Source organism: Sediminibacillus halophilus (genome assembly GCF_900103695.1).
In the GTDB taxonomy this organism is placed as follows: Bacteria; Bacillota; Bacilli; order Bacillales; family Amphibacillaceae; genus Sediminibacillus; species Sediminibacillus halophilus.
In genome coordinates this window covers 567,744-592,424 of the sequence record NZ_FNHF01000002.1, presented here as the reverse complement: position 1 = coordinate 592,424, position 24,681 = coordinate 567,744, and the positions used below count along the sequence as shown (strand labels likewise).

General features: G+C 44.5%; 19 protein-coding genes and 1 riboswitch. Of the genes, 12 read left to right on the top strand and 7 right to left on the bottom strand.

Annotated features, from left to right (window positions below; all coding sequences use genetic code 11):
* Window positions 1-52: 52 nt before the first annotated feature.
* Window positions 53-1,177, bottom strand: coding sequence for a CdaR family transcriptional regulator (locus BLR82_RS09815; protein WP_074598801.1), 1,125 nt, complete (start codon window positions 1,175-1,177; stop codon window positions 53-55).
* Between the two features lie 224 nt (window positions 1,178-1,401).
* On the opposite strand from BLR82_RS09815, the gene BLR82_RS09810 reads away from it, so the two are divergent.
* On the top strand, window positions 1,402-1,668 hold the full coding sequence (locus BLR82_RS09810) for a hypothetical protein (protein WP_074598800.1): 267 nt from the start codon (window positions 1,402-1,404) through the stop codon (window positions 1,666-1,668).
* Window positions 1,669-1,890: 222 nt separating this feature from the next.
* Here the strand turns inward: BLR82_RS09810 and BLR82_RS09805 are convergent, their stop codons facing one another.
* Window positions 1,891-2,430: a hypothetical protein gene (locus tag BLR82_RS09805; RefSeq protein WP_074598799.1), complete on the bottom strand. Its 540-nt coding sequence runs from the start codon at window positions 2,428-2,430 to the stop codon at window positions 1,891-1,893.
* 150 nt (window positions 2,431-2,580) lie between these two features.
* Here BLR82_RS09805 and BLR82_RS09800 point away from each other — a divergent pair, with 150 nt between their 5' ends.
* From BLR82_RS09800 to BLR82_RS09780, 5 genes are all read left to right on the top strand, one after another.
* Window positions 2,581-3,165, top strand: a complete 585-nt coding sequence (locus tag BLR82_RS09800) for a TetR/AcrR family transcriptional regulator (RefSeq protein ID WP_074598798.1) — start codon at window positions 2,581-2,583, stop codon at window positions 3,163-3,165.
* A 22-nt stretch (window positions 3,166-3,187) separates the two neighbouring features.
* Window positions 3,188-4,348, top strand: coding sequence for a GNAT family N-acetyltransferase (locus BLR82_RS09795; protein ID WP_083334793.1), 1,161 nt, complete (start codon window positions 3,188-3,190; stop codon window positions 4,346-4,348).
* Between the two features lie 83 nt (window positions 4,349-4,431).
* Window positions 4,432-5,271 (top strand): DUF1206 domain-containing protein, encoded by an 840-nt coding sequence (locus tag BLR82_RS09790; RefSeq protein WP_074598796.1) that lies wholly within the window; start codon window positions 4,432-4,434, stop codon window positions 5,269-5,271.
* A gap of 176 nt (window positions 5,272-5,447) precedes the next feature.
* Window positions 5,448-5,555: riboswitch (cyclic di-GMP riboswitch) on the top strand.
* 187 nt (window positions 5,556-5,742) lie between these two features.
* Window positions 5,743-6,378 carry a response regulator transcription factor gene (locus BLR82_RS09785; RefSeq protein WP_074599111.1) on the top strand — a complete coding sequence of 212 codons (636 nt, stop codon included), beginning with the start codon at window positions 5,743-5,745 and terminating at the stop codon, window positions 6,376-6,378.
* A gap of 78 nt (window positions 6,379-6,456) precedes the next feature.
* On the top strand, window positions 6,457-8,181 hold the full coding sequence (locus BLR82_RS09780) for a methyl-accepting chemotaxis protein (protein ID WP_074598795.1): 1,725 nt from the start codon (window positions 6,457-6,459) through the stop codon (window positions 8,179-8,181).
* 802 nt (window positions 8,182-8,983) lie between these two features.
* On the opposite strand, the gene BLR82_RS09770 is transcribed toward BLR82_RS09780, so the two are convergent.
* The 3 genes from BLR82_RS09770 to BLR82_RS09760 form a co-directional block, all read right to left on the bottom strand.
* Entirely contained in the window at window positions 8,984-9,169 is a 186-nt protein-coding gene (locus BLR82_RS09770) for a hypothetical protein (RefSeq protein WP_074598794.1), read from the bottom strand.
* 115 nt (window positions 9,170-9,284) lie between these two features.
* The gene (locus tag BLR82_RS09765; RefSeq protein ID WP_074598793.1) at window positions 9,285-12,620 is read right to left on the bottom strand and encodes a GH36-type glycosyl hydrolase domain-containing protein; all 3,336 of its coding nucleotides are present in this window, start codon (window positions 12,618-12,620) and stop codon (window positions 9,285-9,287) included.
* Between the two features lie 18 nt (window positions 12,621-12,638).
* Window positions 12,639-14,804, bottom strand: coding sequence for a glycoside hydrolase family 3 N-terminal domain-containing protein (locus BLR82_RS09760; RefSeq protein ID WP_074598792.1), 2,166 nt, complete (start codon window positions 14,802-14,804; stop codon window positions 12,639-12,641).
* A gap of 295 nt (window positions 14,805-15,099) precedes the next feature.
* On the opposite strand from BLR82_RS09760, the gene BLR82_RS09755 reads away from it, so the two are divergent.
* The 5 genes from BLR82_RS09755 to BLR82_RS09735 all read left to right on the top strand — a co-directional run bounded on the left by BLR82_RS09755 (window position 15,100) and on the right by BLR82_RS09735 (window position 19,998).
* Window positions 15,100-16,332 carry a sugar ABC transporter substrate-binding protein gene (locus BLR82_RS09755; RefSeq protein WP_074598791.1) on the top strand — a complete coding sequence of 411 codons (1,233 nt, stop codon included), beginning with the start codon at window positions 15,100-15,102 and terminating at the stop codon, window positions 16,330-16,332.
* An 84-nt stretch (window positions 16,333-16,416) separates the two neighbouring features.
* Window positions 16,417-17,295 carry a carbohydrate ABC transporter permease gene (locus BLR82_RS09750; RefSeq protein ID WP_074598790.1) on the top strand — a complete coding sequence of 293 codons (879 nt, stop codon included), beginning with the start codon at window positions 16,417-16,419 and terminating at the stop codon, window positions 17,293-17,295.
* Window positions 17,296-17,313: 18 nt separating this feature from the next.
* On the top strand, window positions 17,314-18,135 hold the full coding sequence (locus BLR82_RS09745) for a carbohydrate ABC transporter permease (protein ID WP_074598789.1): 822 nt from the start codon (window positions 17,314-17,316) through the stop codon (window positions 18,133-18,135).
* A 24-nt stretch (window positions 18,136-18,159) separates the two neighbouring features.
* Window positions 18,160-18,921 (top strand): alpha/beta hydrolase, encoded by a 762-nt coding sequence (locus tag BLR82_RS09740; protein ID WP_074598788.1) that lies wholly within the window; start codon window positions 18,160-18,162, stop codon window positions 18,919-18,921.
* Between the two features lie 84 nt (window positions 18,922-19,005).
* On the top strand, window positions 19,006-19,998 hold the full coding sequence (locus tag BLR82_RS09735; RefSeq protein WP_074598787.1) for a LacI family DNA-binding transcriptional regulator: 993 nt from the start codon (window positions 19,006-19,008) through the stop codon (window positions 19,996-19,998).
* Between the two features lie 440 nt (window positions 19,999-20,438).
* On the opposite strand, the gene BLR82_RS09730 is transcribed toward BLR82_RS09735, so the two are convergent.
* Both BLR82_RS09730 and BLR82_RS09725 read right to left on the bottom strand, forming a co-directional pair.
* On the bottom strand, window positions 20,439-21,083 hold the full coding sequence (locus tag BLR82_RS09730) for a class D sortase (protein WP_074598786.1): 645 nt from the start codon (window positions 21,081-21,083) through the stop codon (window positions 20,439-20,441).
* 31 nt (window positions 21,084-21,114) lie between these two features.
* Window positions 21,115-22,650, bottom strand: coding sequence for an alkaline phosphatase (locus tag BLR82_RS09725; protein WP_074598785.1), 1,536 nt, complete (start codon window positions 22,648-22,650; stop codon window positions 21,115-21,117).
* A gap of 416 nt (window positions 22,651-23,066) precedes the next feature.
* On the opposite strand from BLR82_RS09725, the gene gndA reads away from it, so the two are divergent.
* A complete protein-coding gene (gene gndA, locus BLR82_RS09720) occupies window positions 23,067-24,485 on the top strand; it encodes an NADP-dependent phosphogluconate dehydrogenase (RefSeq protein ID WP_074598784.1) in 1,419 nt (472 codons plus the stop codon).
* Window positions 24,486-24,681 lie beyond the last annotated feature (196 nt).

The following is a 24,681-nucleotide window of genomic DNA, read 5'->3' as shown; positions in this document are numbered from 1 at the left end:
TTAGCGAGCAATTGTATGGAGAAACAAACAAAAAATCCACCTAATTTATTTATTATTTTGTAGGATCCTCCAATAGCAACAAAGCCAAATAAAAAGAAACCTGAGAAGGAAGCTGTTTAGGGTCATGGCCGGTAATCGTTTCAATCTTACTCAAGCGGTAATGGATCGTATTGATATGAACGTTTAGCTGGCGGGCAGTTTCTGCTATTTGCAAGTTATTTGCCAAAAATACATTCAAGGTGGCCAATAGGTTTGAATACTTCGGAAGCTCCCCTAAGCAGCGTTCGATAAAGGCGGTTTTGGTTGCTGGTGTCAGGTCTTCGATGCACAGTTCCAACAGCAAATCTTCATATAGAACAAGGGAAGCCCTTTTTATTGCGATGGCTAGGGTTTTTTCCGTCTTCTGAAACAGGTGGCTCATTCTCTCAGGAGGACCGGGCGGCCCTACTGCTATTTCCGGCAAAAAGCCAAATCGTTTTTTGAAGTCCCGCTGAAACCGGTTCAGTAAACAGGAATAATCGTCAGATACCTTAGTTTCCAGTGATCTCCTTTCATCATGTATAAGCAGGCAGCAATCATTTCCCCAGCTAAGTACTAGGTCATTTGTTCTTTTTCCCAGCCAATCCCGGGTGTTTCGATAAAGTTCGGAGGCGTTTTTGTTGTTTGAGGCAGAAAAGTGGATAAGGGTACAGCGCTTCCATGAGGACATATCAATCCCTAATAGCCGTCCGTTGTTAAGGAATACTTCATCTGGTTCTTCCTGCTGCACCCAATCGAACAGATATGCCTCCAGCCGCCGTGTTTTCCACTCTGCCTGCTGGAAGTAGATATTTTCCCGAATCAGCAGCTCTGTCATCTTTTTTACCAGCGATCCAAAAGGCGCAACCGTTTCCGGGCTGCCAGTAATTCCAATAACACCGATAGGCACTCCTTCGAAATAGATGGGCAAGTTGATTCCAGCTTTTACCCCGATCATGTTTGCTTCATCCGCTTCCGAAAGAATCAAATCAGTTTTTCTTTGGCAAGCTATTACGGCACCTTCATGATAATTGTCGATCCGGTCTTTATCAGTGCTGGCAATGATAGTTCCTTCAGGGTCGACAATGATCAGGTGTTCATCGAGTAGCGGCTTTACTTCTGATACGATTTTTCTGCCTAATGCAGGGGTCAAATACATGGGTGGCATCCCCTTTGTTTAGTTTGAAAGAATGCTAGATAAAGTCCAGCAGTATTTTGTTTCGTTGGGTGAGTACACTCCTTGGTAAGATTTTAGCAAACAAACCTGCAATCGTATACAACGTTGTATTTACGAGCTTTTTTTCGGTAAGTTCGTTTATTTCAGATACCTGCTGTCCATACTACTGTTAGAAACTACTAAACCGGAACGGAGGTCTGTAGTAGATGAGGGATGAAATCGCACTGAAGGAATTGTATTATCAAGTGCTGAAGACGTGTTTTGCCTATGAAATCCATATGGAGCCTGGAATGACCTTTATCGATATGTGGAAGGCGCTTATTGTAAAGATGGATGACCAAACCAAAGCTGTATTGAAAGCCAGACTTCAGGAGGATGTCCAGGAAAAACGAGGTACGACCTTTGAAAAGATGCTAGTGCTGCTTGAAAGACAGGAAAAAAGCTTGAAAGAATCCCGGAAGCAGATTGGCTAATCAGAGAATAAGCAGGGCGTAACAACGACGCCGTAGTTCGAAAGGCAATCAGTAAAAAGACCTTCATCCGGTCACTGAAACAAGATGAAGGTCGGGAAACGGTAAAAGATCATCATTCGAAAGATAAAAGCAAATCAACTTGCCTTTACAATTCGATCTTTCCAGCCAATCACACTTGATGTTTTTTCTGATCACGATTGGCTAAATGCCCTTACGCACTTTCTACGTTTTTTCCGGCCTGGGCCAAATGAAGTAACTGATGGCGACAAGCGTATCAATTCCCAAGGCTAGAGCCCACACTTTGATTATCCCTGTTAAAGCTGCCGTTCGCTCAGCGTCGTCAATGACGAATATCGTGGCAGCAAGCAGTCCGGTGCCGATGACAAAAGCCAGTATGTGCCGCAGCCATCCTTTGGCATAATGTCTGGCATATTCATAGCTATACCGTTTTGGTGGTTTTGCCCCTTGCTTCAGGATGTAATATTGGAAGCGGTGGTCGGCCCATTCTATCATACTTTTTCCGAAAGCAATTGAGCTTCCGATATAAATAGCAGCTACACCGTGGGCAGTTGTGGCCTCTGCTCCCCGATATAAATCCAATCCTGTTAGAAGCAATAAAATCAGATCAATAACCGGTGTCATCGCAAGTAAAAAAAGCCCGACTTTTTCTTTTTTAAACAGGTAACGGGTGACCAATCCCGCAACGATGGCAATCCAAAATCCTATCTCGCAGGCGATGATCATCCAGGTAATACCATTCAACACTTTTCCCCCTTAAGTCCGAGTTTTTTATCGGCGCATTCAGTTTTTTAATACAGATGTATTAGATAAAAACAGCATAGCACACCTATTTTTTTAATACAATTGTATTAAAAAATTGAATATTCCTCTTAAAATTGCTATCGTAAGCGTATGCCAAAAAAAGTGAATCATGAACAACGTAGAAATAAAATAGCGGAAGCAGCCTGGCGTGTCATTTTGGAAAATGGAATGGAAGGGGCGTCAGTCCGTAAGATAGCAGAAAAGGCAGGGTTATCACTTGGCGCCCTGCGTTATTATTTTTCCAACCAGGAAGAGTTGATTCTTTATGCAATGCGATTAGTCAAAGACAGAGCAGCAGAAAGAATCGAGCAAATCATCCACCGCGACGTCCCGCCCAAACAGAAGATGCTCGAAGTTTTACTGGAAATCGTGCCAACGAATAGGCAGACGAGAGCAGAAATGGAGGTGTGGTTTACATTTGTCAGCTATGCACGTCATCATCCTCACTTATTGAAGGAGGAAGGAGATGGCATTTTAGCAGCCCTTCAACTAATGTTTGAGTATATGGAGTCGAATGGGTTGCTGCGGCCAGGTATCGATAGACAGCTTGAGATCGAGAAACTGTATGCCATGGTAGATGGTTTGGCGCTTCATGTCATGCTGGAACCGGAACGCTTAACTGAAAATCAGGTAGAAAAGGTCATTGCCAGTCAATTGGATGTTATTTTTGAGTAACAACTTGAAGGGGGAGAAAATGATGGCTGAAATACAACGTTTAACCGAAAAGGATTTTCCGGAGGTTTTTGCTTTGTCTCAATTTGCCTTTCAATATGAATTGTCTGCGGAGGATAGGCAGAAAAAAATAGAGGAAACAAAGCATCACAAAATTTGGGGCTGGATGGAACAGGGGACGCTTGCCGGTAAACTGCACCTCCATTCGTTATCATGTTTTCTGAATGGCGAAAAGTTTGCAATGGGCGGTATTGGCAACGTAGCAACCTGGCCGGAGTACCGACGCCGGGGTATCGTAAAGCAACTGCTGCACCATGCGCTACTGGACATGAAAGAAAATGGACAGACGTTGTCTTTCCTGCACCCTTTCTCCTTTCCTTTTTACCGGAAGTATGGGTGGGAGCTTACCTTTACGAATAAACACTATTCATTGCCGATCAACCAGTTGAAGAAAAGCTGGAATGGAAACGGATACGTCCGCAGGTCAAAAAAAGATATCGCTTTGCTGGACTCCCTTTATAGCCGTTTCGCAAAGAACTACAATGGCATGCTGGTAAGGGATGAACGATGGTGGCAGCAGAGGGTGTTGACTGGAAATGATCAAATCGCTGTTTCCTATAATGAGCAGGGGGAAGCCGGAGGATATCTTATTTATCACGTTAAGAATGACGTCCTTATAGTGGAAGAGTTTGTTTATTTATCGTTGAATGCCTGGCGTTTATTCATGCAATTCATCGCCAATCATGATTCCATGGTGGAAAAGGTGGAAATGGTAGTCCCGGAAAATGACTTGTTGCCTTTGACGATCGATGAACCAAGGTTCCCACAGGAAGTCAAGCCTTATTTTATGGCACGGATAGTCGATGTGCCGGAATTTCTGAAGGCTTATCCTTTTCGGTTCGAAAAAGGTAAGCTGCCTGTTTATCTCCATGTGGAGGATGATTTTTTTCCTGACAATGCAGGGGGGTATCGTATTGATGGCGGAGAGATTGTTCGCACTGAAAAGCCAAATCCTGACGAAGAAAGCATTTTTTGCACGATCCAGCAGCTTACGGTGATGTTTTTAGGTACAAGGCGTCCATTAGCATTGTATGCCGCTGGTCTGATCAACGGCAGTCGCAGGGCTGTGGAGCGGCTGGAGGAAATCCTGCCTGTCCGGCAGACATATCTTACAGATTTTTTCTAGTCGGTTGTAAGCTGCCAGTTTCGCTTTTTTCCGTGAGGGAATACATTATTGATACTTCAATCCTTGCGAAAGAAGGGGGAAATATGGATATTCCATCTACGAAGGCAGAAATACAACGACAGCAAACACATGCAAAACTTTGGATCCGTCGTTTTGGCAGAATAGGATACATGGCACAAGGAATTGTATTTGCCTTAATCGGATTTCTTGCTTTGCTGGCTGCTGCAGGATTTGGCGGGAAGACCGCTGGTACGAGTGGTATGTTTCAGTCTCTTGCCGCCCTTCCGCTCGGTGAAATATTGATTTGGATCATTGGATTTGGCCTGTTCGGTTATATTGTCTGGCAGTTGATCAGAGCATTTAAAGACCCGGATGGCTATGGTAAGGGAATTCGAGGATTGACGATACGTACCGGCTTCTTCATTAGCGCACTGATTTATGGCGGAATCTCAGTTAAGGCGTTGAAAATCGCTGTACATGCCGGCCGCAGTGGTGGAAATTCCGAACAAACAATGTCAGCAAAGCTTTTATCCCAGCCGTTTGGTCCGTGGTTGCTTGGTCTATTTGGATTTGTCGTTTTTTGTTTTGCCGTATATGAAGCTGGAATCGGCATAAAAGGCAGTTATATGAAAAAATTCAAGCAAGGTGAAATGGAAGAAAAGGAAGAAAAGGTTGCAAGAATCACCGGAAAAATCGGGATGATTTCCCGGGGAATAGTATTCGGGCTTGTCGGCTATTTCTTTGTGCAAACAGCTGTCACGACTGATCCTGATAAGGCAAAAGGGTTGGATGAATCATTATCGGAACTCGCTCAGCAGCCGTATGGAAGATGGTTGCTCGGTATTGTATCACTTGGATTTATATTATTCGGCTTATACCAAGTTTTCCGGGGACGCTATCAAAGAATGGATTTTGGAAGTTAAAAACAACCAGGTATTCTGGTTGTTTTTATTTAAATCATTAAGACATAATTTTCTGAAATATGCAAGCGATAAACTTTTAGAAATAAAAAAATATCTGCATTATTTGTAAATTTATGTTGAAAAGTGAAAAATGACACAGTATACTTACTAAAGAACTACAAACGCATGTGAATAACTTCTGATAAAGGCAAACTAATCGAAAGGTTAGGACGCAAAGCCCAGGGTCTAAGGTTATGCTGTGAGACTTATTGCTCATTCATAATTATGATCGCCTGGCTGCCAACACTTGATTTAATAGAAATCAAGCTATGTCTGGCTGTTCCTGAATAGGAAGAGCTATTTTTTTGGAATTTTTAGTAAAAAAACGAGGTGATGTGTTACTGTCTGGATAACTATGATGGTTTTGGTTTATTGGGGGATGAAGACAGAAATTTCTGGGGAATACGAAGGAAAGATTGGTGTGAGTTGGAATTGAACATAATTGTAGTGAAAGATCGCTGCCTATTAAGAGATGGAATCATCAATGCGTTGATGAATAAGTACCCGTCTCATTCAGTCAAAGCGGTTTCTTATAGTGAGTGTCAGACGCTTATGCAGGTTGGGGAATCTATAGATCTATTGATTGTCGATATTGACACAGATAGTCGTTCGATTATGGAATTGATTGAATGGCAGAAGCAAAAAGAAGAAAAGGTAATTGTATGGACCGCGAATCCTGACATTTCCAGGCTGAACGACTGGTTTCAACAAGGATTGGACGGCTATTTTTTCAATGGCATGCAGCCAGAGGAATTGTCGAATGGGATTGATTGTGTCTTAGAAGGTCATGTGTATGTGCATCCTAAGCTCTCAACGGTTTTGTTCAAGGATTACCTGAAGATTTCTAACAAGGTGGTAGAGCAACCGGTCGGAATTTTGACAGAGCGGGAATGGAATGTACTCGAGTTGCTTACCAAAGGCTTTAGTAATGACAAAATTGCCAAATTCTTATTTATCACAGAAAAAACAGTGAAAAATCACGTAAGTTCTATCTTTAGAAAACTAAACGTTCCAGACCGGACGAATGCTGTTTTGTATGCACTACGGCAACGCTGGTTTTATCTATAAAGAAATTCAACAGGGAAGTCACATAAAATACAGCTGCCAGAGGATACTGCTGCATGCTGCAACAAGGGGTAGAGAAATATGGGGAGAAAGTTAAAGTTACCCAGCCTGAAGTTTTCAAATGTGAGCATTGGCTGGAAGTATGGGATTAGTCTAGCAGTTGTTTTTATTTTGTTCGGTATTTCGGCAGGTATTGTTACCACACTAATTAACGGTATCGGCAATAATATTGATGAAGTGGACCGGAGAGGGGACCGTGCGATAAAGGTGACGGAAATGGGTTCCCTGACTAGATCCAAATCGGTACGAATCGCCAGCTATCTGAATAATGATGATTCTCGTTACATAGATGAATATAACGAGCGTATGGATCAATTCAATGCATTAGAAAATGAATTGAAGAAAAAAATGGATACCGCTGAACAAAAGGAGCTATTTTCCAAAATACAGGAGAACGATAAGCGGATGAACGATTTGTTTTTAGAGGTAATCGTCCCAGCCGTGGAGCAGGATGAAGCCTCTTTGCTTGCCAACTTGAAAGTGGAATCCGACCAGCTTCGTTCGGAGACTGTACAGTTGTTGGATAGTTTGCGTGAAACGGTAACAGCTGACCGCCGAGCAGCTATTAATGATGCATCAAATAGTTCCGCTGTAGCCAGAAATGTATTACTTATCGCAATGGCGGCGTCGGTGGTTCTTGGAGGTTTGCTCGTCTTTCTGATCAGCCGGTCTGTTATCCGTAATTTGAATAAGGTCATTTATGTCAGTGATCAGATTGCCGATGGAAATCTGGCGGTTGATTCAGTTGATTATAATGGCAAGGATGAAATCGGCCGTCTAGCTGCTTCGATTAACGCGATGGGCTACAGTCTGAAGGAGATGGTGGAGAAAATCGCCGGAATTTCCGAAACAGTAAGTGGTCAAAGTGAAGAATTGACGCAGTCGGCCAACGAAGTAAAGGCAGGTTCCCAACAGGTGGCCACCACCATGCAGGAATTGGCTTCAGGTTCAGAGTCGCAGGCGAACAGCGCTTCTGAATTAGCCTCTGTTATGGGAGACTTCTCCCAAAAAGTACAGGAGGCAAATGAAAGGGGCGCCCATATCGACGAAACATCCGGCCGTGTGCTTGGGATGACGAAAGATGGAAGTGGCTTGATGGAGTCATCGATTGAACAAATGCAAAAGATCGATGCAATTGTGCAAGATGCAGTGAAAAAGGTGCAAGGATTGGATTCCCAGTCACAGGAAATCTCCAAGCTTGTATCGGTGATAAAAGATATCGCTGAACAAACCAACTTGCTTGCGTTGAACGCTGCGATTGAAGCAGCTCGTGCCGGTGAACATGGAAAAGGGTTTGCAGTTGTAGCCGATGAAGTAAGAAAACTTGCTGAGCAGGTTGGGGTCTCTGTAACGGATATTACAAATATTGTTAGCAATATCCAGACCGAGTCCAGTAATGTAACAGAGTCGCTACAAGGTGGCTATAAAGAGGTTGAACAAGGGACTAGTCAAATTGAAAAAACAGGAAAAACTTTTGCTAGTATCAATCATTCTGTTTCTGAAATGGTGGACAGTGTTCAAATGGTTTCGGGCAACCTGGCAGCCATCGCCGCGAAGAGCCAGGAGATGAATGCTTCGATTGAAGAAATAGCTTCCATCTCTGAAGAGGCGGCGGCAGGGGTAGAGCAAACCTCTGCGTCTTCCCAGCAGACCAGCAGCTCTATGGAGGAAGTCGCCAACAGTTCCGAACAACTTTCCAGTTTGGCAGAAGAGTTGAATGGGTTAGTAAGACAGTTTCGATTATAAAGCTGTAGCTTGAAACGCGAACAAAATGCCTGGGTAAAAACAGCATAGTGACTAAATGAAAAACGAACGATGATTCGAAATACATTCGAACTCGTTCGTTTTTTCTTTTAAGAATTTTGTTTAGCCTTTAATTAACTGGCTCTATACTGAAGGTGGTGGTGTCCCCTGTCGTGATCCTGGTTCGTACGGGGTGCAAAAAATACACTCATTCCCTCTCCTTATTACCCTAAAGTTGCTGACACCAAAGGAAAAAAGAGAGGGATATGAGTGCAACGTCATTTTATCATTGAACTGCTAGGGATTAAAGATAAGCAAGTAGATGTATGAAAGGTGGAGGAAGAAGGTAGTGGTTTAAGAGTAGAGCTTTACACAAGACAAAGACAATAAAAGTGTCCGTTTTGTAAGGAGAAAACAAAACGGGTACATGGGTATAGAAATCAAGCCATCCAAGGTCCGATTTTGTCCAACGAAGCCGTTCGTCCGCGGAAAGCGAGTTTAGTTCCTCTGCGGCCTCAGGAAAAAAGCTATTCTTTGGAATGAGCCTTTCGATAAAGAGAGGGTGGAGTGAAAAATCACCCCATCACATTGACAGAATGACCAATTAACTTGGGAAATAAAGCATTCTAAACCCTATAAATACGTTACTCCGCAAGGTACTTCGCTCTGTGGGAATTGCTTGCCTTTCCTCCTTATGGTCAGACATTTTCATCTTAGTGAGGAATTCCCTTTTAAATGGGTTCGAGACATACTAGAACCCACGGTGCACAAAAATAGTGTTCCTCCTATATTATTTTTATTTTAGTCAGTAGAGTCCGCCATCATTATTTTGTCTGCTGTTTAGCTGGTCTATTTTTTTCTCGATTCGGTCTAATTGTTTTTGTCGTTTCGCCTGAGAACGGAACACCGAGACGAACAACATCACAATCAAAACCAAGATGAGTAAATAAACAAACTGTACGAGCACATCTCCCCACAGTAAATTTTCCATAAAATAATCCCCCTAGTATAGGTTCTATTTCTATTTTACCAGAAATTAACTAACAAAGAGAATAAAATACCGGCAACATAACTAAAAGAGATAGTCACTTGCCGGAGATTTTCTTTTATAAATAGATTTCCACGTTATTATTAGCTGTCTGCAATCTTCTCTCCAATTCTGCCTTCTTCACAATAATCCCACCTTGCCGGTAAGGATTGGACGCTTCTTCTATAATTATTTTTACACCATTGACAAGCACTTGTCTGTCTTTTTGGCCAAGGCGGTAAACAAAGGTGACCGGCTTGTTCAGGATACGGAAGTCAAATACGAGATTGTTCATGGAATCCGGGAGAACCGGATCAATGATGAGATCACCTGCCTGCTGCCGTACACCTAGTACATTGGTAATTAATTGATTCATATAGATTCCTGGCCCGCTGGAATATATCCGCCAGCCGCCCTTCACTTTAACTTCCCCTTCACGGAGTTTTCCAAAGTTATCCTGTGCCTCATATCGAGTTTTGAACTTGCCGTCAGAGCTGCTGAAGTAAGCATTGCTCTGACGCAATTCAGCATTCGGCACGGCTTGCTGGATTTGGATCGGATTAATAATATCCAAGCCACTCCATGCCTCGTCCGCTTTTCCTAATTTGGCCATTGCCTCGACAAAACGAATGTGGGCATGGACATACTGTAAACCTATTTCTCTGCCAAAGTTGACTGCCTGTTCTGCCCGTTTAAAGTGGGTGCTGACACCGCCTGCATAATTAGCCGGTCGATTCATCAACCGGACGCCATCCGGGAAAGACAACTGTTGTTTAATTAACTGATAATGCCGTTCAGCTTGGTCAGAAGTCAGCAGTTCACTGATAATCCCCCGCTGCATGGGGAGCAGGCGATAATCGATACCTGTTTCGGTATCAGAAGGATGCAGCATCATTTCTGGATGCTCCGGGTCCTCCATGTATAAAAAACCTGGTATCACATCCGACTGCAGGACATACGTTTGAAAATCTTTTTTGATACCTGCCAAAAGGTTTTCCATCTTATCAACCTGCGGATCTCCAGCCGTTTTTAGTACATTGGTCATTTTCCGTAGTGCCTGGTAGGTCAGGGCAACTGTCCAGCTGCTGACCATATATTGCTTCAACTGCTGGTTGGCAGGCTGCAGGGTGTCATCCCAATCCCCGTCATCATAAGCGGACAAGTGGGTGTCATGTAAAAAGTGCTCCTGTATATAAGCAATTTGTTTTTTTACGTGCTCCAAAATGGTCGCTGTTTCTTCGGTAAAGGCAAAGGTAGTACCGTCCGTATAGGGAACCTTCGTTTGAAGGATGGTGTAGTCGTTTGTAGCTTCCACATAATCGCTGATCACTTTAAGCGGCCAGACGACAATATCACCATGACTATCTGCCTGTTGAACGGTGTTGTACAGATCAAACATGAACCACTGGGGCCAGTTGCCGGTCTCTTGATACTGATGAGAATAGACCATCTTGATTATTTCTTTTACTGTTTGCTCGTTTTGTGTAGCCATGAAATACTCCGTCGGTCCCTGACAGACATCGCGGGTACCCCAGGCTGCGCCACCGTATTGCTCAAGTCCGTGCGGTGTGGAAAAATGGACAAGCATATTATGAGTGTACCACCAGGCAAGTGCGTTGACTTTATCTAACGCTTCATTAGAACCGGAACCAGTGCTTAAGTGAAAACCATTAAGCAATCCATGGAAATATTTCCGATAGCGTTCCGATTCATGTGTTACAGAACGTTTTACCGCCAAGGGCCTTTCTGTGCGGAGTCCTGCAGTTATCATGATTGTCCATTCGGATGCCGGAGAAAGTGTCAGGACAACAAGAGAAGCGTCGCTGGCTTTGATCGAATCAGCTAATTTTTGCTCACCACTGAATTCTGCTTCTGTCCCAGTAACGTGTAACTGGTAATATAATTCTGGGTAGACTGAGGAACTATCAGCTGCTTTGTCCGCCTTAAACGTCACGGTTTGATTGTCCACCTCATAATGGAACGGAACTTCGTATTCGTTGTTTTGCATGGTCAATTGATTGGTTACCAAGTAACGATAGGATTTCCCGCTTTGCGATGCAACATCGAGTTGAACCTGCTTACTGTCTACCGTGGTAAAATTCGTAATGATAATAACGTCGTTTTGCAATTTGTAATACCAGCGGGCGTAGTTGAACCCGACTTCGAATAAGGAAGGCATCGCCAGGAGACGATAACTGCCTTCAAGCTCTATATAAATGCGCTGTCCCGGGATTTTCGCCACATTTAATGGATTCCGGGCATTGGTCATCATCTTGTTCATGTTGACATTTCCGATTGCCAATTGCGAATTAAATATGCCATACATATAGGAAGTGGTCGACAAATTATCGTCTCGCACGATATGGTTCTCACCACTCATTAAGATGTGGCCATGCGGTCGTTCGACCATGATTTCCTTCCGCTTGAGGACAACGTGCTCATAGGTTTTGGTGAAAAAAGAAAGCAAGCCGTCTTGGTCTTTCTCTTCCAACTGGCGCTCGGGAAAATATCGTTTGATTTCCTGTTCTGTCATCTCCTGCGTTTGTAGTGGCTCTCCCAATGAAGTGGACCGAGTAATCCGGTCGACAGATTTTCTTTCCAATCCGTTTCGCTCTTCTGCTTCTTTCCAAGCTTGCTCAATCTCTTCCTGGAATTCCAGGGTTGTAATGGCTTCCGGATGGTCCGGTTTGAATAATCCGTAAAAAACGAAGCGGTGACTACCGTTTAACGTTATTTGCTTGGATTGCAAGGCAGTATAGGCGAATTCGTATTGATAATTGTCGTTTTGCAACTGCGGCTTCTTCAATGCCTCCGGTTGATTGGTTGTCTTGTAAGAAAGGCCGAAGAACTGGAAACCGTCTGTAGAATAACCAGATGCCCCTTGCAGACAACCTTGCTGCAGGTAAGGAAATCCGTCGCTTTGCGGCTGGTTTTGTCTGGTGCATACCACGTAACCATGCTTTGCGTCCTCAAACACAGTGTGATCCATATACTGGGACATATACGCTTCATTTGCCCGGACTGCGCCTTTGTCGGCAAGTCCAAGATCCTGACCGTAGATAACATCTGCCTTTTTGTCATTACCATGAATGGTAATATCCCAAAACCAACTGCCACTCTTGGCCGGAAGAAAACGGACCTGATAGTCGATATCCTGAAAAGAGCCTATCCAGACGACCTCCTTTTCTCCAACTTCCATTTTACTATTGGATTGCACCCCGATCATGGGAACGGAAACAATCTTACCGTCTGCTTGATGAACCCGTAAATAGATGTTATTCAATGCTCCATCAATCGGATTGGCCAGCCACTGATTGATCAGGGTCTGGTTGTGCGTGACTTGAAAAATATCTCCACTCTCCATAAAGGAGAAGCTAACTTCTCCTGCTTGGAAATGGTAGGGTGTGTTAGGCATGAAATTTCTCCTCCTGCATTAATGAGATAAATGGAATGACTTTGCAAGGCATTCTTTGCTGTTCGGCCCGACATAAACTGTGAATGTACCAGGGTCACTCGTGAATTCCAGGTCGGCATGGTGGTAGCGAAGCTGTTCCTCTGTTAAAGTGAAGTGCACCTCACGGGTCTCTCCTGGCTCCAGTTTAATACGCCTAAATCCTTTCAACTCTTTTAAAGGCCTTACTACCTCGCCGACATGATCTCGTGTGTAAAATTGAACAATTTCTTCCCCGGATGTTTGGCCGGAATTGGTGACAGTCACCGTAACGGTCAGCGGCTGTCCAAGTGTTAGTGAGTCCGTGCTAAGTGTCAAATCATTATAGGTGAAGCTGGTATAGCTTAAGCCGAAGCCGAACGGATACATTGGATCATTCGGACTGTCAAGGTATTGGGATACATAGCGTTCCTGTGCGTCCGGTGCATCCTTCGGGCGTCCAGTATTAAAATGATTGTAGTAAACTGGCACCTGTCCTACTGAATGCGGGAAAGACATGGTCAACTTTCCTGATGGATTCACGTCGCCGTACAACAGATCGGCAATGGCATTCCCGCCCTCTGTTCCTGGCTGCCATGCTTCGAGGACTGCGTCGGCCTGGTCTGCAACCCCGTGCAAGTCCAGCGGGCGCCCATTGAACAAGATAGCCACTGTCGGCTTGTTCAGCTGTTTAACAGCCTTGATCAGATCAAGTTGGGCCTGAGGCAGTTTTATATTGGACCGTGATCCAGCTTCTCCACTCATTTCCGAACGCTCTCCCAATGCCAGAACAATGATATCTGCCGTCTTGGCCGTTTCAATGGCTTCTGCCAGCTGAGCCTCTGTAGACGACTCGATGTCACATCCCTGGGCCGTTCGCAAATTGGTTGCTCCAATTTTCGTTTTTATTCCTTCCCTTAAGCTAACGGCTTCTTCACGGGAGCCTCTCCAAGACCATTGACCAAGAATATCCCCACTTTCGGCCATTGGGCCAATCAGAGCGATTTCTTGCTGTTTTTGTAGTGGAAGGACTTGATCATTTTTTAGCAGCACCGCCGATTTAGCGGCGAGTTCCCGGGCAATTTGCCGATGTTCGTCCGACATAATGAGGCTTTGTTCTTTGGCTTCATCTGCCCCGCGATAAGGATTTTCAAACAAACCAAGCTTTTGCTTTAACTGCAGGATACGCATGACTGCTTCATCAAGCAACGCTTCATCAACCGTACCAGCTTCAATTAAATCGCGTAGATGGTCAACATAACAGGTGGTCATCATTTCGATATCCAAACCAGCTTTGATAGCTTTTAATGCTGCTTCCTTGCCGTCTTCGGCAACTCCGTGTGGTACCATCTCTTTGACTGCTCCCCAGTCGGAAATCAGAACGCCATCGAAATTCCATTCGTCGCGCAACAGATCGCGCATTAATCTTTTATTGCCGGTAGCAGGAATGCCGTCGACGGTATTAAAAGCCGTCATTACCATTTCGCTGCCCGCCTCTAGGGCTGCCTTGTAAGCTGGTAAGTAAGTTTCCCGCAGTTCCCGTTCCGACATATTTACCGTATTGTAATCACGGCCGCCTTCCGGTGCGCCATAGGCTGCGAAATGTTTTACACATGCGGCGACCCGGTTCATGTCCTGGGTGAGATCTTCCCCTTGAAAACCACGGACTTGAGCTTTTGCGAATTCGCTATTCAAATAAGGGTCTTCTCCTGTTGATTCCATTACCCGTCCCCATCTGGGATCGCGTACCAAATCGACCATTGGTGCAAAGGTAACGTGAACGCCGGAGACAGCTGCTTCTTTGGCAGCAATTTCCGCACTTTTTTCCGCAAGGTGCAAATCCCATGAACAGCCAATTGCCAAAGGTACAGGAAAAATTGTCTTATAGCCGTGAATAATATCAGACATGAACAACAACGGTATACCCAGGCGATTGGTCTGCAAATGCTGCTTCTGGATTACTTTGATTTCTTTAGCGCCTGAAGCACCTAAAACAGAACCGGTATTTTTTATGATAGATTCATCAATCCCCATTTCCTCCATTGGACCGGTGATTTCTCCATTATCTGAACTTCCTTTGAAAAATGGGGTGGCCAATTGCATGAGTTGAGCGATTTTCTCATCAATCGTCATTTCATTTAATAGATGATCGAGTGATTGTTCTGACATATGGTTACCTCCTGTATCAATACGTAATCTCGTACTAGTACGTTCTATTCCATTGCGTAAGTTGGAATCGATTTCACTGACTACTATATGCTATTTATAGAAACGTTTCAATAGAAAAACAAAAAATAATATACAAGGAGAATAATCTTATCAATTATTAAATATCTTATTTAAAGAGGACTATTTATGAAAAATATAAAAAATATAAAATAATAGTTGAAACCGATTTCAGATAGATTTATAATACGGTTATCGAAACGTTTCAATGATTCAAAATAAAAGGAGTGGAGAGGCTATGAAACAAAAGAGACTTGGGTTTTTGCTCGTCGTGATGCTTGGGGCCATGCTGGTGTTGGGAGCTTGTTCTTCCGGCGGGTCATCAGGAGGATCGGCTGATGAAGATACGATTACGGTGTGGACCATGACACCCGAATTAGAGGACTTTGTAAAAGAATATGAGGATGAAAGCGGAGTTAAAGTGGAAGTGCAGGCAATTCCTTGGGACAATGCGCATGATAAACTGCTGACTGCTGTGGCATCTGGAAAAGGTCCGGATGTTCTGCAAATCGGGACTACTTGGGTAGCTGAGTTTGCAGAGGCAGGAACGTTTTTGGATTTGTCCGACTACATCGATGAATATCCAAACTTTAATCCGGATAATTTTTATGAGAGCGCTGTGGAAACAACAAAATACGATGGCCAAACCATCGGGATTCCCTGGTATGTAGATACGCGTGTCTTGTATTATCGCACGGACCTATTAGAAGAAGTCGGTTATCCGGAAGGACCTGAAACATGGGATGATGTAAAAGACGCGGCAACGCAATTGGCTGCACGCGGAGACGATCAATATGGAATCGAGATTCCACAAGTGGACCAAAACTTCCCGTTCATGCTGGCATGGGAGCAAGGCTGGCAATATGAAGAAGGAGAAGGGGCAGCCAACTTTGAAAAGCCAGGCTTTAAAGAAGGAGTCGAACTACACCATACGTTCTTTGAAGAAGGGATGGCTCAGCTGACTGAAGGGAAACAGCTTTACCAGGCCTTCAGTGATGGCTCGAAACCAATGTTCTTCAGTGGTCCTTGGGAAATCAACTCCATCAATGAACAAATTCCGGAGCTGGAAGGACAGTGGGATGTACATGTAATGCCGGAAGCGGAGAACAACAATTCCATGATCGGAGGGGCGCACTGGACTGTATTTAACAATACGGATAAAGTTGACCAAGCCCTTGATTTCATCAACTGGATGGCCGATCCGGAAACACAGGTTGCCTGGTATGACACGGTTACAGAACTGCCTGCAAACATGGAAGCATGGGAGGATCCTAAGCTTGCTGAGGATGAGAAAATCAGCACGTTTGGTGAGCAGCTAGAATCGACACAGGCGGTTCCGGTAATTCCCGAGTTCGAGACAATGGCACAGGAACTGATCGATACGCTGGAGCAAATAAATCGGAATGATGCCGATATTGATGAAGCTCTGGAAGAGTACCGTAATCAAGTCTCAAGCATTCTATCTAAATAATGTAGGAACATATTGTATGCAAGGTGCGAGCCTCATCAATGCTTGCACCTTGCTTCCATGCGAATGCTTGAAGGGAGGACCAGGATGAACAAAAGTAAATTCAATATAACGCCGTTTCTTTTTATTGGGCCCGCTGTCTTATTATTATTTGTGTTTTCTTTTGCGCCGATTTTAGTCTCGCTTGGTATCAGTTTTACGGACATGAACTTAAGCGGCCTGGCGAACTGGTCGCAAATAAACTTTGTCGGTTTGGATAACTTTATCCAATTGTTCCAGGATGAGAAATTTCTCCAAGCCATGGGCAATACCTTTTTTTATGTGATTATCGGGGTGCCGTTGGCGGTCGCCAGCTCCCTGTTGATTGCCGTTTTGCTGAATTTCTTTAACAACTGGGTATCCTCCACATTCCGGGTTGTTTATTACGTTCCGTCCATCACCAATATTGTAGCAATCGCCGTGGTGTGGAGTTTCCTGTACAATCAGGAATATGGTTTGTTTAATTACTTACTTTCCTTGATCAATGTCGATTCCGTGCCATGGTTGGAGGAGCCGGTTGTTGCCAGGCTGTCCTTGATCTTGTTGGCAGTGTGGAAGAGTAACGGGGTAAGCATGCTGATATTCTTGGCAGCTTTACAATCGATACCGAAAATTTACTATGAAGCAGCAGACATCGATGGGGCGAACAGATGGCATAAGTTTTTCAAGATCACCTTGCCGTCGATGAGCTTTGCCACTTTCTTCGTTACCGTAACAACATTGATTGGCTGGCTGCAATTTTTTGAAGAACCTTTTGTCATGACTAACGGTGGACCGTTGAACGGAACGAATTCGATGGCTTTGTTCATTTATCAGGAAGGCTTCCAGTATAGCCAGTTCGGTTATGGGGCTGCAGCGTCCTTTGTTCTGTTCGCTATTGTCATTGTAGCAACACTCGTTCAATTTAAACTGAGGAAAACAGACTAAACCTAGTGAGGTGCCGCTATGGAATTAAAAAATAAATTTGAGAGAGCAGTTGTGCTTTTTATCCTGTTCGCGGGTGGTTTACTCGTTTCTTTGCCGTTTATCTGGATGATTCTCAGTTCTTTTAAAAACGACAGAGAGGTATTGAGCATCCCGCCGACACTGTTTCCGGAAAATCCGACCTTCCAGCATTACATCGAGTTATTCCAAAATCTAAACTTTGGTGTTTACTTGATCAATACCTTAATCATTGTGCTTTTCTCTATGTTTGGATTGTTATTAAACACGATGGCCGGTTATGGATTTGGTAAATTCGATTTCCGTTTCAAAGAAGGCTGGTTCATGATTGTCTTAATCACAATGATGATCCCCGGCCAGGTCACCATGATCCCGACCTATCTGATTCTTAATGAAATGGGACTGACCAATACCATGGCGGGAATTATTCTGCCAGGTTTGATTGCTGCCTTTAATATATTTTTAATTCGTCAGTTCATGGTCACGGTCCCGGATGACTTGATTGAAGCTGCCCGGCTGGACGGTGCCGGCGAATTTTATATTTTCTTCAAGCTGATCATCCCGCTTGCCAAGCCGATATTGGCTGTTCAGGTCATCCTTACCTTTATCGCTTCCTGGAACAGTTTCTTGTGGCCTTTAATCGTGGCGAACGATGAATCACTATATACCTTATCTGTCGGGTTGGCCTTGTTACAGGATGAAAATGTAACCAATTATGGGTTGCAAATGGCCGGATCTGCCTTTATGGTTGTACCGATTGTCGTGATATTCATGATTTTCCAGAAATATATTGTGGAAGGCTTCAATGTATCAGGAATTAAGTAAAAAGTAAGCGAGAGGAGCGATTATATGGCTCTGCTTGAATGCCAATTTGGTTCAGAAGTGTTATCTAAAAATATGTCCATGAAGGTCATTCTGCCGCAAGAAAGGCGTTCAGATGGCGAGGGGCATCCAACCCTGTATTTATTGCACGGTTTCAGCGATAACCATACAGCGTGGACGAGGTGTACATCACTGGAGCGCTATGCAGAAGAAAAGAACCTTGCTGTAGTGATGCCAGCGGTGGATAACAGCTATTATGCAGATATGAGATACGGCGGCAGCTATTGGACGTTTTTGACAGAGGAACTGCCGAAAACCGCCCGCTCCATGTTTCCGCTATCCGCAAAAAGGGAGAATAATTTTGTAGCCGGCCAGTCAATGGGGGGGTTCGGTGCGTTGAAATGGGCGCTCAACCATCCTGACTGCTTTGCGGCTGCAGCAAGCTTGTCCGGTGTAACGGATATGGTGTATCATTTGCAAAATGTGCGTCGTGAGAATTCTGACAAATCCAGGTATTTATCCTTGGTTTTTGGCGATAAAGATATTTCGGGAACGATAGATGATTTGTTGTATCAGCTCAGGTACTTGGATGGAAGCGCGGCAGAGAAACCCGCACTTTATCAAGCCTGCGGAACAGAAGATTTTTTATATGAACATAATCGCCGTTTTTTACATGCTTGTAAAGAGACTTCGTTTGAGTTGACGACAGATTTTGGTCCAGGCGATCATGAGTGGCAGTATTGGGATCAAGTCATTCAGCGGGTATTGCGCTGGCTGCCGATAAAATAATACCAATTCTTTTACAGTGGGGGATAAATAAAGGGCTTCCATTTGTTAAACTAGAAATAGATAATGGTATGGAGGCTATAGCTTATGGCGACGATTAAAGATGTAGCAAAACTTGCTGGTGTGGCGATCTCGACTGCTTCCTATGCATTGAATAACAGTGCGAAAATAAGTGCCGCCACAAGAAAAAAAGTTGAGGAAGCTGCCCGTTCATTGAACTATCAGAAAAACGGGTTTGCTTCTGATTTGAAAAGGACTAAAACAAAAACGATTGTGCTGATTCTAAGTGATCTGTCCGGGCCTTATTATTCGGAATTAATTAAAGGGGTTCAGGAAGTCACTGCAGCAAATGGGTACGATTTGATTGCCTGCAGTTCCATTGGCGGTCAGCAGTCAACGGCAGTCAAATTTTTAAAAGAAAAACGGGCGGATGGTGTGGTGGTTCTGGCGCACAATATTACCGATGAAGTGATTTTGGAATCCGCACGCCCTGACTTTCCGATTGTGGTGCTCGACCGCAACCTTCAACACGACCATGTCATTCAAGTAGAAGTGGATAATACGGAGGGGGCCCGTATGGCGACGAATTATCTCCTGGATAAGGGGATAAAAGAAATTGCCTATATTAGCGGACCGAATAACTCGCACGATAATGAACGGAGATTTTCCGGCTATCGGGAGGCGTTGGAAAAGCAGCGAGTACCTTTTTCCTCGCGATTGAAAATTTCCGGTGATTTCACCAGAGATAGTGGTTACTTTTCCACAAAAATGCTGATAGCCCAGCAGAATCTGCCGGAAGCTGTCTTTTTTGCCAATGATGAAATGGCGATAGGTGGTCTGCAGGCTTTTGCTGAAAAGGGAATCCGGGTTCCTGATGATATTTCGGTAATCGGTTTTGATGATATTCAGCTTTCTGAGTATGTTTCGCCGCCGCTAACTACCATCCGGCAGCCGAAGTATGAGGCTGGGGCATTGGCAGTTCACTTGATTTTTCAAGTATTAGCTGGCGATAAAGTGGAGGACCATTATAACTTGTCCACAGAATTGATTGAACGAAACTCTGTTAAAAACCATTCCTAATTGAGGTAAATTTCCGAATTACGCTATGGGAAATACTCTTCGCTTCTGTGGGCGGCTGGCGAGCTCCGCTCTATGGTGCCTCACCGAGGCGGTTTGCCTCTGCGGAGCTTAAGATTTTATTCATCTTTCCAGTGGGCACCTTTGGTTTTGTCAGCGGAAAGAAAATGTCTGTTGAAACCTGTTCGAGCATTTAAATGGGAGGAAGTCGCAATCAGTCAGCTTTGATAAAAAGCGACCATTCATGCGAACTTACTTTAACGAAAATAAATGAGACTGGGGCAAAAGCATCGTGACCAATATAAAAACCAAACTATTTGTTCGGTTTTTTGAATAGAAAAAAAGCAATCCATGCCATGCTTTTGTCCCGGCCTCGTTTCATTTTGGGAAAATTTTTCGTGGCGATGCCAGAGCTGGCCAGGTTGGAACCGGTTAACGTTTTGTTATGTTGTTGATTCGTCTACAGCATGTTTTCCTATCAATTCCGCCTGGATGACATATCGATCTGGCGCAGGTCCGATATAGTCAAATGGATAGCAGGTCGTCAGCGTCAAAGTCGGTGCTTGTTTTTCCGTGAGAACAGAGCGGTCATTTGCGTCGGTAATCCAGGTTTTACGTATTTGGTATTCATACGTTGTTTCTTGAAAATCAAGGTATATCCTATCGCCTGATTGCAAATCATCCAATCCGACAAACATGGTATCCCGATGACCGGCCAAACCCGTATGGCCAAGCTGGTCGGGCTGTACCATGGAAGGGGAGTCATACATGCCGATCCCTTGTTGGAGCGTCCCCTTGTCAGTTCCCCAAAAAACTGGATATATTCTGTCCAGCTTAGGGATAGTCAGCTGCCCGATTTTTTCTCCTTTCCTGAAGAGTTGCGCTGAGCTTACCCTGATTCGGTCTTCAGAAATTGTTTTACGCGTTACCGTTTCTTGGATGGTTGTATCCTCCCAGTGCAGGGAGACGGATCTGGCTTCCGTACGATCAACTGTCACAGCTGTTGCTTCTTCCCACCACATATATCCGTGCCAGCCAGCCATCAACATACCGATGACAAACAGTATGATCCCGAGCCTATACCTCATAAGGAACCACTCCCTCATATCCCGGTTGACCTCAGCTGTTTCGTTCTTCAGGTGTCTTCTTTCTGATAAACAGCATAGCTCCTAAAATGCTAAGCATAGAACCAATTAAGATACCAGTCGGATGGTTGGAGGCCGTATCTGCAAGCTGGTCACCTGTCTCTTTATCTTCTATTCCCATTAAACGGAAAATATTATCTGCGTTATCGGTATTATCTATGTGACCGGAAAAGTATTCAGCTCCCGGTCCGAACGCATATACCGGGACGTCCACCCCGGTATGTCCCTCGGTCGTCCAACCGGTTCCAGAGCGCATATCGAATATATTTTCGATTGCGGCATCGACAGCCAGGATGAGGTCTTCCTCTTCTTGACCCTTCGCTTCTTCGTAAGCTGCCCGGACAGCTTCGACTTCATCATCAGTTAAATCAAACTGAATGTTTTCGGCCAAGGTTGTTTCGATTTCCGCCCCACCGGCAATTTGTTCTGCCATATAGTCAGGAGTTTTCTCTGCTGCTTGTAAAACTTCAGGATGCCACTGGTACTTCCCATCACGTCCAACGGACAGACCGCCAGTGGAGTGGTCAGCAGTTGCCACCACCAATGTTTCTCCGTCTTGTTCGGCAAAATCGATCGCTTTGGCGAAGGCTTGTTCAAAATCTTCCATTTCACTCATGGCTGCAACTATGTCATTGTCATGCCCGGCCCAGTCAATCTGGCTTCCTTCTACCATCAGGAAAAACCCGTCTTCATCATTTTTAAGGCGATTCAGAGCGGACATCGTCATTTCCGCCAGGGACGGCTGATCCTCTGTGCGATCAATCGCTTTGTCGAGTCCGACAGGGGCGAATAATCCGAGTACCTGTTCATCATTATTTTGAAGCAGTTTTTTTCTGGTATCGATATAGCTGTAGCCATCTTTTTTAAATTCTTTGGTCAAATCACGATCATCACGAATGAAGAAGTCCGTTCCGCCACCCAGGAGTACATCCACTGCATGTTCCCCGTTTACGAAATTGTCGAAATAATCATCCGCAATTTGATCATAATTGTTACGCGATTCATCATGGGTGCCGAATGCTGCTGGGGTGGCATGGTTGATTTGGGAAGTAGCAACCAGACCGGTAGCTTTACCGTGTTGCTTGGCGGCTTCGAGGACAGTTTTGGTGTCGTGTTTTTCCAAGTCGACCGCAATCGCTCCATTGTATGTTTTCACGCCAGAAGACATTGCTGTCGCGGTGGCGGCAGAGTCCGGAATGTTTTCTTTTTCGTCTTCTTCACCGCCGTCAAAATAAGCATCGGCAGAATAGGTAGTCTGCATACCGGTCAAATAAGGATCAAAAAAGGTATCCTCCATTTGCTGTGTATCCGGGTCGTCCTTGAAGTAGCGGTATGCAGTCTGGTAAGCTGGCCCCATCCCGTCTCCAATCATAAAAATGACGTTTTTCACTTCAGGCTCTTTGTTCGCTTCAGCACTTACATTGTATGTAGGAGTCATAGATGTACCATAAGCAAGAGCCGCTAATGCCGAAGCAATCACCCATTTTTTTGTTCGGTTCTGTTTTTTCACATTCAGTCCCCTCCTAATAAGAATAATGACAACGCTTACATAGGAGATTCCCGGTTTAACTTGAAACAAACTGGGGAAAAAGAAACAAATTTACCAAGCGTCAGAAAGGTACTTTTTCAGGTTGTATAGGAAGGAGGGACTGTCCCCGGAAAGGTAAGTGCAACTCCCGGAGCTTTATCGACACGATTCTTCCCAATTCACTCCGACGTTGGAAGCATGGTATACTTATAAAGTAGTGTTTCACTTAGCAAGGTGTCAAAAGCTGAAGGGAAAAGGGATTGTTTGCAAGCAATTTTTGAATTCCGTATAGTAGAGATATCAAGGTATCATGTCGGGCTTTCTACATAGACAGCGTTCAGGACAGCCACACTAGGGAAACAAAGTAAAAAAATGCAGGAAGAAAGGATCGAATTCGTATGGCAAAGCAACAAATAGGTGTCATTGGTTTAGCGGTAATGGGTAAAAACCTTGCATTGAATATAGAGAGCAGAGGTTATTCCGTTTCTGTTTTCAATCGTTCTTATGAGAAAACAGAGGACTTTTTAAACAATGAAGCGAAAGGAAAGAACTTTGTTGGTTCTGAAACGATTGAAGAGTTTGTCGCTTCATTGGAAAAGCCAAGAAAAATATTATTGATGGTCAAAGCTGGTGCTGCCACCGACGCAACCATCGAGTCATTAAAGCCGCACTTAGATGATGGGGATATATTAATTGACGGTGGAAATACGTTCTTTAAGGATACGATTCGCAGAAACAAAGAATTGGCTGAATCCGGCCTTCATTTCATCGGTACCGGCGTTTCCGGAGGCGAAGAAGGTGCCTTGAAAGGCCCGTCCATCATGCCGGGCGGACAAAAAGAAGCATTTGATAAAGTGCAGCCAATTCTGGAGGCAATTGCAGCCAAAGTGGATGGTGAACCTTGTACGACATATATCGGCCCGGACGGAGCCGGCCATTATGTGAAAATGGTCCATAACGGTATTGAATATGGTGACATGCAGTTAATCTCTGAGGCTTACTTTATTTTAAAGCATGTATTAGGACTAAGTGCGGAAGAATTACATGAAGTGTTTGCGGATTGGAACAAAGGAGAGCTGGACAGCTACCTAATCGAAATCACCGCAGACATCTTTACCAAAATGGACGAGGAAACCGGTAAACCGCTTGTGGATATGATTCTTGATACTGCAGGTCAGAAGGGAACCGGAAAATGGACAAGCCAAAGTGCGCTAGACCTTGGCGTACCGCTTCCAATAATTACGGAAAGTGTATTCTCCCGCTTTATCTCCGCGATGAAAGAAGAACGGGTCAAGGCAAGCAAAGTCCTTAGCGGACCGGAAATGGCCAAGGAGTCCTTCGACGGAGACAAGAAGGAATTGATTGAGGCAGTCCGTAAAGCCCTTTACATGAGTAAAATTTGCTCGTATGCCCAAGGATTTGCTCAAATGCGTTCCGCTTCAGAGGAATATGACTGGAACCTTCGCTATGGCGATATTGCCATGATTTTCCGCGGCGGCTGCATCATCCGTGCTCAATTCTTGCAAAAAATCAAAGAGGCGTATGATCGCGAGCCAGGTTTGACCAATCTGCTGCTTGATCCATATTTCAAGGATATTGTTGAAAATTATCAGTCATCCTTACGCGAAGTATTGGCAATTGCTATTAAGCGTGGAATCCCGGTACCGGCCTTCTCCAGTGCACTGGCTTATTACGACAGTTATCGTACCGAAAAACTGCCTGCCAACCTGCTGCAGGCCCAACGCGATTACTTCGGGGCACACACCTACCAACGCTTGGACAAAGAAGGCATTTTCCATACAGAATGGATGAAGTAGGAAGAAAAGTGAAGTCGCCTTGATTTGCGACGTATGAGCTGCGCCCGGCAACGGGGGTGGTTCGGCGTTGCTGTTGTTCCATGAAGGTCAAAACGAGGCGATAAAACCGCAGAAAAGTACTGCATCATCGAGTCAATGGAATATAAGCAATAAGAAGCCCTGACCGGTTAATCGGCAGGGCTTCTTATTATAGCAA